At 73.8% G+C, this 2,616-nt stretch carries 2 protein-coding genes, 1 pseudogene and 2 riboswitches; all 3 genes and pseudogenes read left to right on the plus strand.

What is annotated here, in order from left to right; translation table 11 throughout:
- Positions 1-660: pseudogene (locus HMPREF3099_RS11945) on the plus strand (hypothetical protein); the annotation flags it as partial.
- 173 nt (positions 661-833) lie between these two features.
- A riboswitch (cyclic di-AMP (ydaO/yuaA leader) is annotated at positions 834-987 on the plus strand.
- Between the two features lie 6 nt (positions 988-993).
- Complete coding sequence (locus HMPREF3099_RS04420; RefSeq protein ID WP_070704486.1) at positions 994-1,791, plus strand: transglycosylase family protein; 798 nt, start codon at positions 994-996, stop codon at positions 1,789-1,791.
- Positions 1,792-2,028: 237 nt separating this feature from the next.
- Positions 2,029-2,175, plus strand: a riboswitch (cyclic di-AMP (ydaO/yuaA leader).
- A gap of 11 nt (positions 2,176-2,186) precedes the next feature.
- The coding region (locus HMPREF3099_RS04425; protein ID WP_141761987.1) for a transglycosylase family protein at positions 2,187-2,616 on the plus strand (430 nt) is incomplete at its 3' end.

The raw sequence follows: 2,616 nt of genomic DNA on the forward strand, positions 1-2,616 counted from the left end.
CAGGCGGGCCACGGAGCGAGCGTGCTGCCGCAGGGGGCACCCGGCCCGGCGCGCCTGCACCCCTACGACCCGCGGGGACGCCAGCGCCGGCTCCCGTGGGTGGTGCTGACCGGCGCCCTCCTGGTCATCGCCCTCGCGATGCTCTGGCCGGTCGTGGCCACGGCCGTGGTGGCAGCGTGGGTGCTGGTGGCCCGGTGGGTGGACCACAGCGCGATGGGTCACCTGCGCCGGCTCATGGCCCGCGGGCGCCGCCGCGGTGACGCGTGGCGCATCACGGCGGCCGCTCCCTGGCACCTGGTGACGGCCGTGCTGCGCTCGGCCGCGTCCCTCATCGCGCCGGCGGTCCTGGGGGCCGCGGTCGTGGTGCTGGTCAACCTCTTCCTGGGGCACGACGCGCTCACCTCGTTCCGGACCCCCTCCGCGGTGGGTCTGGACAACGCACTCGCCTGGGGCAGTGGTGCCTTCGTGGCGGTGCTGGCGCTCTGGTGGGGCATCGACAGCGCCTCTTTGCGGCGGGGCACGCACCTGACGCTGGCGGCCCCGCTGCGGTCCGGTCCCGCGGCGGCGGTGGGGGCACTCGTGCTCGTGGTGGCCGGGGCCGTGGTGGCCCTGTGGGGGCTCTCACAGGGGTGGCCCACATCGTTGGTGCCCCTAGGCTGAACAGGCCCTCGAGGCGGGGAGCGACGCGCGTCTGAGTTTGACCTCGGGCGGCTCATCGCTATCGTTGCTGCCCGTGCACGGCCCGAAGAGCCGTCACCGCACAACTGAAAACCCTTGATTTCAGTCACTTGTGACGCGCGTCCGCCGCCCAATCCCGCCACGGACGCGCTGTGCCCGGGAGAGTCCCGGGGTCTTGGCGGGTGTGGGGGACCCACAGGAAGTACGCGGGGTCATCTCCCCGCTCGGGGTGAAGCCTCCTCCGGAGGCCGGGACACCTGACGTTCCGAACCCGACAGCTCACTCCACCGGCGGATGCAGTCAGGAAGGATCCCCATGTCCCGTTTCCCCCTCTCGTCCCACCGTGCCCTCGGCGCCGCTGGTGTGTCCGGTGCCTTCATCGTGACCGGCCTGGCCGCTGCCGCGCCCGCCAACGCCTCCTCCTACGACCCCTCCGTGTGGGACCGCGTGGCGCAGTGCGAGTCCGGTGGCAACTGGTCCATCAACACCGGCAACGGCTTCTACGGTGGCGTGCAGTTCACCCAGCAGGCCTGGGAGGGCGTCGGCGGCACCCAGTGGGCCCCGCGCGCCGACCTCGCCTCCAAGTCCGAGCAGATCGCCGCCGCCCGCCGTGCCCTGGCCTACGCCGGCCCCAAGGCCTGGCCGATGTGCTCCATCGAGGCCGGTCTGACCTCCGCCAACGGTGGCGCCGACAGCAACGCCATGCCCGACGGTGGCTCGACCCCGGCCCCCAAGCCGGAGCCCCAGCCCAAGCCGGAGCCGGCCCCCAAGCCGGAGCCCAAGCCGGAGCCGGAGCCCACGCCGGAGCCCGCCCCCACGCCGGAGCCCAAGCCGGAGCCCGCCCCCACGCCGGAGCCCACGCCGGAGCCCGCCCCCAAGCCGCAGCCCGAGCCGGCCCCGACGCCGTTCGTGGACGAGGACGACACCACCGGCGAGACCGTGACCTGGACCATCGACCGCGGCGTGAACCTGCGCCCGGAGGCCGGCATGGACAACACGCCGAAGGGCATCCTCGAGGCCGGCACCCAGCTCGAGGGCGTGAAGCTCGAGAGCGGCTGGGTGAAGACCGACCGCGGCTACTTCTGGCACACCTTCGGTGAGCTGACCAAGTGAGCCACCCGGCCCACCCGCTGCGGTGAGCCACCCGCCGGCGCCGAGCCGGCCCCGAGGCCCCCGGACCACCCACAGGTGGACGGGGGCCTCGCACATGTCCACCCAGGGCTTGACGCGGGCGCGTCCGTCGCTACTCTGTGAATCGCGCCCGCACCTCCAGTACGGGAGCGACTCCTCATCACGCACATCCCCTTGCGCGCACCCGCCGCCCACGTTCGCCACGGGTGCGCCCTGCCGGATTCCCGGGCGCTGGCGAACACGGGGCACCCATCTCCGTCGGCCACCGCACCGGGTGGCCGACTCGGAGTGAAGCCTCCCGAGCGAGGCCGGGCTCCTGACGCCCGAACCCGACAGCTCACCCCGGCGGCGGACCGGTCAGGAAAGGACCTCCCCTCATGTCCCCCCAGAACTCCTCGGCCCAGCGCGGCCTGACCGTAGCCGGCCTCACCGGCGCGGTCGTGGCCTCCGGCTTCTCCGCCCCCGCCCACGCCGCCTACGACCCGACAGTGTGGGACCGCGTGGCTCAGTGCGAGTCCGGTGGCAACTGGTCGATCAACACCGGCAACGGCTACTACGGTGGCCTGCAGTTCCACCCCGTGGCCTGGAAGGGCGTCGGGGCCACGGTGTGGGCGCCGCGCGCCGACCTCGCCTCCAAGGCCGAGCAGATCGCCGCGGCCCGTCGCGCTCTGGCCTACGCGGGTCCCGGTGCGTGGCCGGTGTGCAGCAAGAAGGCCGGCCTGACCCGTGACAACGGTGGCGCCGACAAGAACGCGATGCCGGGCACGCCGCCGACCCCGCCCACCCCGCCGACCCCGCCCACCACCC

Source organism: Kytococcus sp. HMSC28H12, from assembly GCF_001816045.1.
GTDB classification, from domain to species: Bacteria; Actinomycetota; Actinomycetes; order Actinomycetales; family Dermatophilaceae; genus Kytococcus; species Kytococcus schroeteri.

What these genes read in the sequence shown, in the direction of transcription:
- HMPREF3099_RS04420 (WP_070704486.1), top strand. Translation starts at nt 994, where the DNA reads ATGTCCCGTTTCCCCCTCTCGTCCCACCGTGCCCTCGGCGCCGCTGGT.